Consider the following 12,776-nt stretch of genomic DNA (forward strand, 5'->3'; position numbering starts at 1 on the left):
GGCAGGTGTGGACGGTGTCGGGGGTGAGGATGCCGTCGGGGGTGGGGAGGGTGAGGGGTGCGGGGAGGCCGAGGAGCCAGGCGGAGCGGTGGATGGAGTGGTGGGCGTTGGCGCCGCAGATGATCTGGAGGGGGCGGGTGGGCCGGTGGGGGTCGGTGGCGGAGCCGTGGGGGGCGGCTTCGCGGGCGAGGAGGAGGGCGAGCTGGTTGGATTCGGTGCCGCCGGTGGTGATCAGGGCGTCGGGCCGGACGGCCCGGGGATAGACGAGGGCGGCGAGTGCGTGGCCGGCCAGGGTCTCCAGTGCGGAGGCGGCGGGGGCCTGGTCCCAGGAGTCCATCGAGGGGTTGAGGGCGCTCGCGGCGAGGTCCGCGGCGGTGGCGAGGGCCAGTGGCGGGCAGTGCAGGTGGGCGGCGCAGTGGGGGTCGGCGGGGTCGGCGGCGCCGGCTGCGAGGGTGTGGACGAGGGTGCGCAGGGCGGCGTGCGGGCCGGTGCCGTGCTCGGGGAGCAGGGGGTGGCAGGCGTCGCGTACGGCGCGGGCGACGGTGTCGGGTCCGCCTGGTGGCAGGGGGCCGGCGCGGTCCTCGGCGCCGGTGGTGAGGGCGTCGAGGACGGTGTCGAGGAGGGGGCGGAGTGCGCGGGGGCCGTTGGTGCCGCCTGCGAGGGCGGTGCCGGCAGGGGGCACAGACATCAATGTGCTCTTCTGTCAGGGGAGTTGGGGCCTTTGTCCCTTACGGACGAATCTTAGGCGGCCCTAAGTTACTTTCCCTGTACGGTGCGTATCCACTGGTCGTGGTCGTACCACCCGTAAGTGGTACGGGTGTACCGCAGGTGTTCGGGTGCCGCCGGCTGCCGGTCCGGCGGCACCCGTTGTGCCGGGTCCGGCGCTACGCGCCGTCGGCCGCCGCGCGTATCGCGACCGCCCGCCGCAGATCGTCGAGCTGGTCGATGAGCTTGCGGCGCAGGGCGGGGGTGGGGTCGCCGTCGGTGAGGCAGGTTTCGCCGAGGCGGAGGGTGTCGTCCTCGACGAAGGTGGCGGGGAAGGCATAGCGGCCGGCGGCTTCGGCGAGGGCGGGGCCGCGGGCGGCGGCGAGGGCCGGGGCGTCGGTGAAGTAGCGGCTGACGTAGGGGCGGAGCAGATCGTGCTGTTCGGGTGACCAGAAGCCGGTGGCGGTGGCGGTGAAGAGGTAGTTGGACAGCGCCGCGGTGTCGTCGGTGGTGAACAGGGCGTCCCAGGCGGCCTGTTTGGCGGCCGGGTCGGGGAGGGCCGCGTGGCAGCGGGCGGCGCCTTCGCGGCCGGTGGCGCTGGGGTCGCGGGCGAGTTCGGCGTCGATGGCTTCGGGGGTGGCGGCGCCGAGGGTGGCGAGCCGGCCGAGGATGCGCCAGCGCAGTTCGGGGTCGAGGTGGGGGCCGCCGGGGACGCTGCCGTCGTCGAGCCAGTCCTGGAGGCCTTCGGGGGTGGTGGCGCTGTCGATGAAGGCGCGTACGGCGGTGAGCCGGAGTCCTGCCGTGGTGCCGTGTTCGGGGCCTTCGGTGCGGCGCAGGATGTCGCGGCTGAGGGCGGTGAGGGTGGCCAGGGCGGTGTGGCGGTCGATGGGGGTACCTCCCTGCTCGACCGGAGTCGAGAGCTTGGGGGAAGGGAGGTAGCGGTCGGCGATCTGGGTGCGGGCGAAGGCGAGGACGCCCTGGACGATGGCGAGGTCGGTTTCGTACGGGAGGTGGGCGCGGGCGGCGTCGAGGTAGGCGGTGGGTGCGAGCTCGCCGTCGCGGACCATGTCGCGGGCGGCGTTCCATACGACGGCGCGGGTGAGCGGGTCGGGGAGGCCGGACAGTGCGGCGAGGGCGGTGTCCCAGGAGGCCGTATCGAGGCGGACCTTGGCGTAGGTGAGGTCCTGGTCGTTGAGGAGGAGCAGGGCGGGGCGGGGGCCGGCGGAGCTGAGGGCGCAGTCGCCGGTGGCCGGGATATCGGTGGTGAGGCGGTCTCGCAGTACCAGGCGTTTCGGGTCGTCCGGGGCGTGGTCGTAGAGGCCGACGGCGATGCGGTGCGGGCGGCTGCCGTCGGTCCTGTCCGGCGCTGCGGCGTGGTCGGCCTTCTCCGCGAAGAGCGGGGGGCTGCCTTGGTGGTGGATGTTCACGTGCCAGTGGGCGCCGTCGTGGGTGACTTCGGGCGTGAGGGTGTCGACCCCGGTCGTCCGCAGCCAGCGCTCGGCCCAGGCGTGGACGTCGCGGTCGGTGGCGCGGGCGAGGGAGTCGATGAAGTCGGCGAGGGTGGCGTTGCCGAAGCGGTGCCGGGCGAAGTGGTCGTTGATGCCGGCGAGGAAGTCCTTCTCGCCCATCCAGGCGACGAGTTGGCGCAGTGCGGAGGCGCCCTTGGCGTAGGAGATGCCGTCGAAGTTGAGGAGGGCGGAGGCGGTGTCGGGGACGTCTTCGGGGGTGGGGGCGACGGGGTGGGTGGAGGGGCGCTGGTCGGCGTCGTAGCCCCAGCCCTTGCGGGCGATGGCGAAGTCGGTCCAGGTCTCGGTGAAGCGGGTGGCTTCGGCGAGGACCTGGTAGCCCATGTATTCGGCGAAGGACTCGTTCAGCCAGATGTCGTCCCACCACTTCAGGGTGACCAGGTCGCCGAACCACATATGGGCCATTTCGTGGGAGATGACCATGCCGCGGGTCTGGCGTTCGGTGTCCGTGACGGCGGAGCGGTAGATGAATTCGTCGCGGAAGGTGACCAGGCCGGGGTTTTCCATGGCGCCGGCGTTGAATTCGGGGACGAATGCCTGGTCGTAGGAGTCGAAGGGGTAGGGCTCCTCGAAGAGTTGGTGGTAGCGGTCGAAGCAGCGGCGGGTGATGTCGAGGATTTCCTCGGCGTCGGTGTCGAGGTGCGGGGCCAGGGAGCGGCGGCAGTGGATGCCGAAGGGCAGTCCGGCGTGTTCGGTGCGTACGGAGTGCCAGGGGCCGGCGGCGACGGCGACGAGGTAGGTGGAGATCAGGGGGGTGGGGGCGAGGGTCCAGTGGCCGGGGTCGCCTTGGGTGGCGATGCCGTTGCCGAGGACGGTCCAGGTGGTGGGGGCGGTGACGGTGAGGGCGAAGACGGCCTTGAGGTCGGGCTGGTCGAAGGCGGCGAAGACGCGCTGGACGTCCTCCATGAACAGCTGGGTGTAGACGTAGCTCTCGCCGTCGGCGGGGTCGGTGAAGCGGTGCATGCCTTCGCCGGTGCGGGAGTAGCGCATGGTGGCGTGGAGGCGCAGTTCGTGGTCGCCGGGGGTGAGGCCGGTGAGCGGGAGGCGGTTGCCGTCGAGGGCCGCGGGGTCCAGGGGGCGGCCGTCGAGGGTGGCGGAGTGCAGCTCGACGGGCTTGAGCTCGACGAAGGTGTCGCCGTCGGCTCGTGCGGTGAAGTGGATGACCGTACGGGAGGCGAAGCTGTCCTCACCCTGGGTGAGGTCGAGTTCGATGTCGTAGCGGTGGACGTCGATGAGTCGGGCTCGGGTCTGCGCCTCGTCGCGCTGCAGTTCGGGCATGGGTGTCATGCTGCCGTACGGTCGGTGGCCTGTGCACGGGGGTTTGACCTCCGAGGAGCCGCCGGACGCCGCCGCCGGACGCTCGTCGTCGGCGCCCTCAATCGCGTGGGCGTGGTTCTCGGGCCACTGGTGGTCGGCGCGGTCTACGCCGGGAGCACCGGGCTGACCGGGGTCTTCGCGATGCTGGGCGTGGTGGCGTTGCTCGGGGCGTTGGTGGCCGCCACGTTCTGCGAGGAGACGGCGGGGCGGTGGTTGGAGGAGGTTTCGCCCTGAGGTGGGGTGGTTTGTGTGTGCCGCCTGGGTCGGTGGGGGCTGGCGCTTCGCGGGGTCCGCTGGGTGCCGCGGGGGCCGGAGGGGCCGCACCGGCACCCGTCCTCGGCGCGGGCGTCTCGGGTCCCAGATATCGGCGCCCCGGCGTTTGCTCCTGGTCCTGCGGGCGGGTCCCGGTACGTCCCCTCCGGCCTACGTGTTGTCCCGTCTGCAGCCCGGCGGCACCACCCGTCACAGAACACAGACCACAAGCCCCTGCGCCGACACGTACGGCGAGACCCGAGCCGTGTCAGTTCGTAACGGCCATCGGTACGGCGGGACGGACGCCCACGCGCGGAGGCCGGAGGGGATGCCCGGTGACCCGCCCGCAGGACCTGGAGCAAACGCCGGGGCAATCAATCCCACGTAGCCGCGACGCCCGCGCCGAGGACGGGTTACCGGGTGTCCCCTCCGGCCCCCCACCCACCAAGCGACAGCGAACCCGGCCCAGCCACAAACAAGCCACAGCGAACCCACCCCCAGCCACAACCACCCCTCACCCACCCCACCCGCTAACCAACGGCGGATCATCCNGCCACAGCGAACCCACCCCCAGCCACAACCACCCCTCACCCACCCCACCCGCTAACCAACGGCGGATCATCCGGGTCCGGGATTTGTGTCGACCAGCCGCCGGGAACGTTGCGGACCTGGCGGTCGCGGAAGCGGACCGGGGCGGTGCCGACGCGTCGGGTGAAGAGGCGGCTGAAGTAGGCCGGGTCGTCGTAGCCGACCCGGCGGGCCACCGCCGCGACCGGGAGTTCGGTGCCTACCAGGAGCTCCTTGGCCCGGCCCAGTCGGATCCCCAGCAGATAGTCCTTGGGGCTGCAGCCCGCCCCACGCCGTACCGCGGTACGCAGTTCCGCGGGCGTCATACCGTGCCGGGCCGCATGCTCGGCGACCGACAGCGGCAGGAACGCGTCCCGGGCCAGGGCCTGGAGGACGGGGTCGCCGTCGGCGTCGGTGTCGGCACGGGCGCGGCGCAGTGCGACGAGGAGTTCGTGGACCGCGGCGGAGGTCTCCACCTCCAGGAGGGGGTTGCCGCGCCGGGCGGCCCGCGCGATCCGCCCTACGGCCGCCCGCGCCGGCCCGGTGTCGGCGAGCGGTACCAGCGGGCGGTCCGGCTCGATGTAGCCCAGTTCGGTGTACGTGGCGGCGGCCGGCCCCGTGAAGTCGACGAAGCTCTCGTCCCAGCCGGTCTCCGGATCGGCCCCGTAGTGGTGCGGCACGCCCGGCACGATCCACAGCAGGGCGGGCGCGGTCACCGTCCGGCGCCGCCCGTCGGGGGCGGTGAACCAGCCGCGGCCTGCGCTGATGACGATGGCGACATGGTGGTCGAGGGTGCGCGGGCCGACCGTGGGCAGTGCGCCGTGCTGCAGTCCGACGCCCAGGCACACCAGGCCGAGCCGGTGGTGGGCCGGGCTCGGAGTGAAGTACCGCATCCAGGTGTGGTACACGCCCGGGCCTCCCGTCGCTCCGTGCCGCTCCGTCCGCTCCGTCCAAACAACGCCGATCTTTGTCCATGGACCGTCACACCGCCAGAGGGCGAGGGTGATCGATGACCATGAGCGCCCGGCCGGTGGCGCACAGAAGACGAGCGAGGGCGGGAATCGTGGCGCAGTTCGTGGTGGGCGAGCGGGACTTCGCTCTGGACGGGCGGCCGTTGCGGCTGCTGTCCGGGGCGTTGCACTACTTCCGGGTGCACGAGGCGCAGTGGGGCCACCGGCTGGCGATGCTCCGCGCGATGGGCCTGAACTGCGTGGAGACGTATGTGCCGTGGAATCTGCACGAGCCGCGGCCCGGCGAGTTCAAGGATCCGGAGCAGCTGGGGCGATTTTTGGACGCGGTGCAGGCGGCGGGGCTGTGGGCGATCGTCCGCCCGGGGCCGTACATCTGCGCGGAGTGGGAGAACGGCGGGCTGCCGGAGTGGCTGACGGGGCCGCTGGGCCGGCGGGTGCGGACGTGGGACGCGGTGTATCTGCGGGCCGTGGACGCGTGGTTCGAGCGGCTGCTGCCGCAGGTCGTGGCGCGGCAGTGCACAGCGGCAGCAGGGCCCGGCGGCCCGGGCGGCGGGCCGGTGATCATGGTGCAGGCGGAGAACGAATACGGCTCGTACGGCAGCGATGCGCGGTATCTGGCGTGGATCGTGGAGCGACTGCGTGAGCGGGGGATCCGGGTGCCGCTGTGCACCTCGGACGGGCCGGAGGACCACATGCTGAGCGGTGGTTCGATTCCGGGGGTGCTGGCCACCGCCAACTTCGGGTCGGGGGCCCGGGAGGCGTTCGCGACGTTGCGCCGTCATCAGGCGGACGGTCCGCTGATGTGTATGGAGTTCTGGTGCGGATGGTTCGCGCACTGGGGGCAGGCGCAGGCGCCGCGGGCTCCGGAGGACGCGGCGGCGGCGCTGCGGGAGATTCTGGAGTGCGGTGCGTCGGTGAACATCTATATGGCGCACGGCGGCACCAGTTTCGGTGGCCGGGCGGGGGCCAATCGCGCGGGTGAGCTGCAGGACGAGGCGCTGCGGGCGACGGTCACCTCGTACGACTACGGGGCGCCGGTCGATGAACGCGGGCGTCCGACGGAGAAGTTCTGGCGGTTCAGGGAGGTGCTCGCCGAGTGGGCGGACGGGCCGCTGCCCGAGGTGCCGGAGCCGCCGCGGGTGCTGTCGGCGCCGGTGCGTGCGGTGGTCGGGGAGTGGGCGCCGGCCGGGGAGGTGATGGCGGCGCTGGGCGGTGCGGAGGTCGAGGGGGGCGGTCCGGCGACGTTCGAGGAGCTGGGTGTGGACCGGGGGGTGGTCCGCTACCGGGTGGAGGTGCCGGGGCCGCGGGGCCGGTATCCGCTGCGGGTGCGCGGGCTGCGGGACCGGGCGGTGGTGTGGGTGGACGGGGTGCGTACGGCCGTGGTGGACACCGAGGACGCGGTGATCGGGGAGGTGGCGGGGCCGGCGTCGGTGGAGTTGTGGGTGGAGTCGCTGGGGCGGGTCAACTACGGGCCGCGGCTCGCCGAGTCCAAGGGGATCGTGGGCGGGCTGCTGCATGAGCGGCAGTTTCTGCACGGCGTACGGTCGCGGGGGCTGCGGCTGGACGCGATGGAGGATGCCGAGGCGGTGGCGAAGGTGGCGTTCCGGGCGGCTGCGGGAGCGGAAGGAGCCGCGGGGCTGTACCGGGGGACGCTGACGGTGGCCGGGCGGCCCGGTGATGCCGATCTTGCGTTGCCGGGCTGGACGCGTGGTTTTGTCTGGATCAACGGGTTCTGTCTGGGGCGCTATTGGGCCGTGGGGCCGCAGCGCACCCTGTATGTGCCCGGTCCGGTGCTGCGTGAGGGGGACAACGAGCTGCTGGTGTGGGAGTTGGAGGGCGCCCCGGCCCTGGTGGGGGAAGGGGCGGGGGCGCCCGGTCTGTATCCCTGCGCGGCGGTGCGCTGAGGGATCCGTGGGGGCGGGCCGGCCCGCCCCCACGGCGCGTCACACCTCGCGCACCTCGAAGGTGTCGAGGACGAACTCCGCCGTCCCGTCGTCGCCCACCTTGCGCAGTCCGACCCATGCCTCGCCGCGGTCCGGTGCGGTGAACTCGTAGGCCCAGGTGGTGGGTTGGGTGGCGACCGGGAGGGGGCTGCGGGTCAGTTCGCGGGCGGTGGGGTCGTCGACCGCGGTGATCCAGGCGTACTGGCCGGCCTTCTCGTTCTCGTAGCGGAAGGTGATCCGGTAGCGGTGGCCGGGGGTGAAGCGGACGGTGTGCGGGACCGTCCGGTAGACCAGACCGGTGTTCTCGCCGCGCGATTTGAGCGACTGGCCGCCGTCGATGACATCGTCGATCGCCTTGCCGTTCCAGCCGCGCTGGGTGAACGGGGCGTGCCGCTGGGCGATATGGGTGCGGGGGTCGGTGATATCGCCCGCGTCGCCCTTGACGAAGACGCCCCAGCCCTGGGGCACGTTCTCGAAGTCCTCGTAGGCCAGTGCGCCCTTCTTGGCGGTGGGCTCGGCGGGCACGACGCGGACGTTGTCGAACCGCACGCAGGCCCGGCCCGCCGCCGCGGTCAGGGCGAGGGCGACCGGGCCGCCGCCCTGGGGGACGGTGAAGTGGGTGAACAGCCGCTGGAAGCGGGTGCGGGATTTGCGGTCGGCGGCGACGTAGTTGCCGGCGGTGGAGGTGTCGGTCCAGTTGGCGGCGGTGACGCCGTCGGCGGTACGGATCTCCAGGGCGGCCCGCCGCCGCTCGCCGGCCTTGGCGCCGACCTCGATCTGCACGGAGGCGGCGTAGGTGCCGGGGGTGAGCCGGGTGAGTTTCTGGGCGACGGTGGCGGCGCCGCCCGCGCCGATGACCAGCTCGTAGTCGCCGAGTTCGGAGAGCTTGACGGCGGCCGGGCCGGTGACCTGCCAGCCGTCCAGGGTGCCGGAGTGGAAGCCGGGGTCGGTCAGGGGCGTGCCCTCGCCCCAGCCGGGTCCGCCCTGGGCGGGGGCCTTGCGCCGGTGGACGACGTAGGCCACGCCGGCCCGGGCGGTGAGGGTGATCTTGCCGCCGCTGACCGGGACCCGGGTTTCCTGGGTACGGCCCTGGTCGGTGAGCCGGTAGGCGTAGACCGTGGTGGCGTCCGACCAGCCGCGGGGCAGTGTCCAACTGGTGGTGCCGCCACGGGGGTTGTAGTGGTAGAGCTTGTCGGGGTCGGTGGCCCGGCGGGGCTCCCAGGGGAGCAGATAGGTGCCGCCGTCGTAGACCGGGCGCCCATCGGTGGTGATCTTGCGGGTGCCGCCTGCGTCGCTGACGGAGGTCTTGGTGGGGCCCTCGAAGGTGATCTCGTGCGCGCCCCAGGTCTTGATCGGGTACGCCTGGAGGTATTTGGCGGGCAGGGCGTCGGTCCAGATGATCGTGTGGAAGGCGTGCCAGTCGGTCTTGCCGACCCAGCCCTCGAAGTTGCCCATCCGGCCGCTGCCCAGCAGCGTGGGCCACTTGTCGGCGAAGACGTCCTTGTGGTGGTTGCGGACGAAGCGGATCAGCCGGGAGTTGATGCCGCGGGAGGTGTCGGGGCCGTAGTCGGTCTCATTGGCCCAGTGCGACCAGAGGGCGGAGCGCTCCAGCCCGTGGCCCCATTCGGTGGTGACCTGCCAACCCTGGTCGCGCAGATGGCGCTGCAGCCGGTCGGAGTTCCAGCCGGACTCGCGGAAGACGTCGATGTAGAGGGTGGTCAGGGCCGGGTCGGTCTCCTTGCGCAGTTGGGCGAAGCGCCGGGCGATGTCGCCGGAGACCAGGTCGCGGCGGGGGTCGATGCGGTAGGACTGGTCGAGCCAGTCCCATTGCTTGTCGTCCTTGTCGACGAGCCGCTCGGAGAAGGCGTGGGCGACGGGGTAGGACTCGGTGGCGTTGACATGCACCGCGAAGTCGCTGTTCCACTTCTTGCCGGCGCGTACGAGGGCGTTGAGGTCGGCGAGTCCGCCGGCCCGCCCGTTGTAGTTGCCGCCGTAGTCGGGGTGCGCGGAGTCATGGCCCTCGGACTGGTAGCCCTTGAGAAGGGTGAACTGCCGCAGCCCGTCGGTGGCCAGCGCGATCCGCTTGACGTTGTCGAGGGTGGCGAGGAACGGGTTGGTGGCCTGGCTGGCGAAGTTGAACGGGATGTGCGGGACGACCCGCAGATGCTGTTCGTCGGCGCCCAGCGGCACCACCATGATGTCGCGCAGCGCGATCGCGGCGTCCTGCCAGTCGACGGTGCCGTCGCCGTTGCGGTCGCGGGTGACGATGACGGTCGCGTACGGCAGCGGATCGGTGGCGTCCACCGGCTGCCCGGCGGCCCGGTACGTCCACTGCCCGCAGACCAGCTGTGCCTTGACGAAGCCGTCGCCCTTGACGGTCTGCCGCCACAGCCGGCCGTTCTCCCAGGTGGTGGCGCCGGAGGGCTTGTCGTGGACGGTGTTGGTCTCGACGGCGGCGGCCAGCCGGTCGGTGGCGACGACGGCGTAGGCGCATCCGGTGGGTGCGGCCTCGGCGGGCGTGTCGGCGGTGACCTGCACCAGGGTGTCGCCGCTCTTGGCCTTGTCGAGTTCGATCCGGGCGGCCAGCAGCGCGGCGCCGGGCTGGTCGCTGCGGACGCTGAGCAGCGCGAGGCCGGGGATGTCCAGGGTGCCGATGCGCAGCGACGGGGTGTCGGTGATGCCGGTGACCCGCCAGGTGACCTGCCAGTTCCGGACGGCGATCTCGACGGTGAGCTCGGTGCCGCCGTCGAAGCGGAGGGTGTAGGTGGCACGGTCGGCGCGGGTGCAGTGGGTGACCTGCGGGGTGCGGGCGGTGCCGTCGATGAGGACCTGGGCGACCGGGGTCTCCTGGCCGTGCAGGACGGCGCCGGTGCCGCGGTCGGTGTAGGAGACGATGCGCGGGAAGGCGGTGTCGACGCGGACCTCCAGCGCATCGGACCGCAGTACCGCCTCGCCGGCGCGCGGTGCGGCCGCGGCGGGGTGTGCGCCGAGCGGGAGGGCGCCGGCGACCCCGGCGAGCGCGGTGGCGGTGACGACCTTTCTGCGGCTGGGCCCGCGCGGGGCGCCTGTCTGTTCGTTCACGCGCGCTGTCCTCCTTCGTACCTGCACTGCCTGTCGGCCGACAGCGTGCTGCCGGTGCGGGGCGTGCGCCTATGGACAAAGGAGGGGCAGGTGTTGGACAGATGTGGAGCCGGGAGCGGTACGGGTTCCGGTGCGGGCGGCCGGCGTCAGGCCGGGACCGCGCGCGAGGGGGCGCCCGCGTCCGACTCGCATTCGACGGGGCCGTGATGGCCGCCCAGCAGGACATAGGCGAGGGCGGCGGCGCAGGCGGCGAGGAGCAGGGCGGCGATGACCGTGACGCGGTGGTCGCAGTCGCGCGCCGGGGGCCGGGGGCGGGGCTCGGTGGACATGTCGTTCACGTTAGGGAGCCGCCAGGGGGTCCGCCCAGAGGCCGTACGGTCATCGCCGACGGCACAAGACCCGGTCGAGAAGGTGAGATTGGTCCCCGGCGGGGACGGACCAACGTCCGGGAGGCGGGGGTCCAAAGACCGGGACCAAAGACCGGGACCAAAGACCCGCACCAAGGTCCGGGGCCGAGGGCCCGGCAGAGGTCAGCGGCCGAGGGCCCGGCGGAGGTCAGCGGCCGAGGACCCGGCGGAGGTCAGCGGCCGAAGAACCCAAAGGGCCCGGGAAGCAACGGCTCCCCGGGCCCTTCGTGTACATGCGTGGTGCGATCAGCCGCCGAGTTCGCCCGCGGCCTTCTTGATGTTCGCAGCGAAGGCGCTCACCTCGCTGTAGACACCGGGCTTGCCGGGCCGTGCGCAGCCCTCGCCCCAGGAGACGATGCCGACCTGGAGCCACTGGCCGGCGTCGTCCTTGCGGAACATCGGGCCGCCGGAGTCGCCCTGGCAGGTGTCGATACCGCCGGTGTCCAGCTTGCCGGCGCAGATCTCGTCGCCGGGCGTCAGCTGGTCGCCGTAAGCCTTCTGGCAGGCGGCGTCGTCGACGAACGGCACGGTCGCCTTGAGGAGGTAGCGCTGCTGGTCGCCGCCTTCCTTGTCGGCGCCCCAGCCGGCGATGGTGAAGTCGCCGTTGTTGAGCTTGTCGTCCTCGGCGATCTTCAGGGTGGGCTGGTCTATCGGCTTGGCGAGCTTGATCAGCGCCCAGTCCTTGCCCTTGCCGTTGTAGCCGGGGGCCTGCAGGACCTTGGTGGAGTTGACCTTGACGGCGGCGGAGTCCTCCAGGTCGACCACGCCCGCGGTGGCGGTGATGGAGGTGTTGTCGCCGCTGCCGTCGACGCAGTGCGCCGCGGTGAGCACGATGTCCTTGGCGTACAGCGCGCCGCCACAGCCCATCGACAGCCGGACCATGAAGGGGAATTCACCCTGGTCGGCCTTGGTGCCGCCGACGACCTTGGTGTGGACGGAGCCGGACGGGTCCGGTGCGGGGGCGGCGGAGGCCGAGCCGGGCTGGAGGCTGAAGGCGGCCAGCGCGATCGCGCCTACGGCAGTGCTTCTTTTGAGGTACTTCCGGTAGCTGCGCAACGGGCTTCCTTTCGTGGGGGGTTGCACGTCGATGACGAGCCCATGCCAACACCGGAGCCGGACGTGGCCGTCGCAAATATGAGCGTGGAGGACGACAGCACGCCGTAAGGCGTCCGGACCCAGTGGGGGATGAGTCCGTAAAGCGCCCTGTGATTATGTGGAGTGGGCGATCAGAGTGACAAGGGTGCGCATCCGGCCAACTCCCTTACTACCCACGCCCCGTACGGCCCATACCGGACGTTCCCGGACACCCGTACAGTGGCCGGGTGACCACGGGTGGCAGCGAGATCAAGCACGGATATCCCCATATCGACACGGTGCGTTCGGCCGTCACGGCCCTGTTCAAACGCCTGTCGTACGACACCGTGAGCACCTTCTCCACCAGCGTGCTGCCGGTCGATGTGGCCTTCGACGACACCGAGGACCTGCATCTGGGCGCCCAGCGGATCGCCCGCGCCCTGGTCCGGCAGCTGCATCTGCCGGACGCGCGGATGGTGGTCACCTTCCGCGAGATGGAACATGCGGCGAACGTCGAACTCACCGCGGGTCCCGAGTACTTCATCGATCTCAACGACCGCTTCAGGAAGCACCGCAAGGACATCGGCGCCGCGCTGGCCCATGAGGTGATGCATGTCTATCTGCACCGTCTGGATCTGTCGTTCCCCGGCACCCGCGACAACGAGATCCTCACCGACACCGCCACCACCTATCTCGGCGCGGGCTGGCTGCTGCTGGACGCCTATCGCGAGCACGGCCCGTTCTCGCAGAAGCTCGGCTATCTGACGCCGGAGGAGTTCGGCTATGTCCTCGCCAAGCGGGCGGAGTTCTTCGGCGAGGACCCGGGGCCGTGGTTCACCAGCCCGCAGGCGTACGACGCGTATACGGCGGGGGTGGCGCGGGCCCGCCAGGACGCGCGCCGGCCGCCGCTCGCCGCCGCGGGCTGGGCCGCCC

9 protein-coding genes are annotated in these 12,776 nt (G+C 71.9%); 3 read left to right on the plus strand and 6 right to left on the minus strand.

Translation table 11 applies throughout. From position 1 onward, the window contains the following. A partial coding sequence (locus DY245_RS23490; protein WP_244943212.1) for a pyridoxal-dependent decarboxylase occupies positions 1 to 688 on the minus strand: 688 nt, incomplete at its 3' end. A 196-nt stretch (positions 689 to 884) separates the two neighbouring features. Continuing rightward, positions 885 to 3,509 carry an aminopeptidase N gene (pepN, locus tag DY245_RS23495; RefSeq protein ID WP_128509218.1) on the minus strand — a complete coding sequence of 875 codons (2,625 nt, stop codon included), beginning with the start codon at positions 3,507 to 3,509 and terminating at the stop codon, positions 885 to 887. Positions 3,510 to 3,614: 105 nt separating this feature from the next. On the opposite strand from pepN, the gene DY245_RS44610 reads away from it, so the two are divergent. Next, the gene (locus tag DY245_RS44610; protein WP_181923831.1) at positions 3,615 to 3,782 is read left to right on the plus strand and encodes a hypothetical protein; all 168 of its coding nucleotides are present in this window, start codon (positions 3,615 to 3,617) and stop codon (positions 3,780 to 3,782) included. Between the two features lie 605 nt (positions 3,783 to 4,387). Here DY245_RS44610 and DY245_RS23500 read toward each other — a convergent pair. Then, entirely contained in the window at positions 4,388 to 5,275 is an 888-nt protein-coding gene (locus DY245_RS23500) for a helix-turn-helix domain-containing protein (RefSeq protein WP_128509219.1), read from the minus strand. A gap of 155 nt (positions 5,276 to 5,430) precedes the next feature. On the opposite strand from DY245_RS23500, the gene DY245_RS23505 reads away from it, so the two are divergent. Continuing rightward, entirely contained in the window at positions 5,431 to 7,242 is a 1,812-nt protein-coding gene (locus tag DY245_RS23505) for a beta-galactosidase (RefSeq protein WP_128509220.1), read from the plus strand. A 39-nt stretch (positions 7,243 to 7,281) separates the two neighbouring features. Here the strand turns inward: DY245_RS23505 and DY245_RS23510 are convergent, their stop codons facing one another. The 3 genes from DY245_RS23510 to DY245_RS23520 form a co-directional block, all read right to left on the minus strand. After that, positions 7,282 to 10,362: an endo-alpha-N-acetylgalactosaminidase family protein gene (locus DY245_RS23510; RefSeq protein WP_128509221.1), complete on the minus strand. Its 3,081-nt coding sequence runs from the start codon at positions 10,360 to 10,362 to the stop codon at positions 7,282 to 7,284. A gap of 146 nt (positions 10,363 to 10,508) precedes the next feature. Beyond that, a complete protein-coding gene (locus tag DY245_RS23515; protein WP_128509222.1) occupies positions 10,509 to 10,691 on the minus strand; it encodes a hypothetical protein in 183 nt (60 codons plus the stop codon). Between the two features lie 324 nt (positions 10,692 to 11,015). Next, positions 11,016 to 11,825, minus strand: a complete 810-nt coding sequence (locus DY245_RS23520) for a S1 family peptidase (protein ID WP_128509223.1) — start codon at positions 11,823 to 11,825, stop codon at positions 11,016 to 11,018. Between the two features lie 266 nt (positions 11,826 to 12,091). On the opposite strand from DY245_RS23520, the gene DY245_RS23525 reads away from it, so the two are divergent. Further along, positions 12,092 to 12,776 (plus strand): hypothetical protein (locus DY245_RS23525; protein WP_128509224.1); only part of this gene is annotated, 685 nt, incomplete at its 3' end.

This window comes from Streptomyces inhibens (assembly GCF_003389455.1).
Classification (GTDB): domain Bacteria; phylum Actinomycetota; class Actinomycetes; order Streptomycetales; family Streptomycetaceae; genus Streptomyces; species Streptomyces inhibens.

Bases quoted from the DNA above. Each gene is read 5' to 3' on its own strand.
- DY245_RS23515 (WP_128509222.1), bottom strand. From the start codon at position 10,691: ATGTCCACCGAGCCCCGCCCCCGGCCCCCGGCGCGCGACTGCGACCAC.
- pepN (WP_128509218.1), bottom strand. From the start codon at position 3,509: ATGCCCGAACTGCAGCGCGACGAGGCGCAGACCCGAGCCCGACTCATC.